Annotated in this window: 1 pseudogene; it reads right to left on the bottom strand. The window is 61.0% G+C overall.

Annotated features, from left to right (window positions below):
* A pseudogene (locus M3221_RS25740) lies at positions 1 to 397 on the bottom strand (hypothetical protein); the annotation flags it as partial.

Genomic DNA, 397 nt, shown 5'->3' with positions numbered 1-397 from the left:
GACCGGGACCGGCCAAGGGCTTTCCGCCACCTGTGTCAGCAATCCGGCAAGCGGCGCTTCGGCTTCGATAGCAGAGACGCTATCCAGTCTCTCGCCATCCTGCGCGACAGCACCCTTTGCCAGCGCATCACGACTGACCATGCCGCGATATGTGCGGTCGGCATCGATCAACACGCCGAACGTCTTGCCGCTCGCGTCGAAACGCTCGAGCGCCGTCGCCAGCTGTTCGGGTTCAAACACGATCAGCTCGTCGTCGCGAGCCACATCAGCGGCTTTGAATACGCGGGACACGTCGACATTGCGGAAGAAGGAACGAACATAATCGTTGGCCGGTGCGGACACGATTTCGTTCGGCGTTCCCACCTGGACGACCTTGCCGTGCTGCATGATGCAGATA

The organism is Domibacillus indicus (assembly GCF_023715895.1).
GTDB lineage: Bacteria > Bacillota > Bacilli > Bacillales > Domibacillaceae > Domibacillus > Domibacillus indicus_A.
This window is presented reverse-complemented; position numbering and strand designations above follow the sequence as displayed.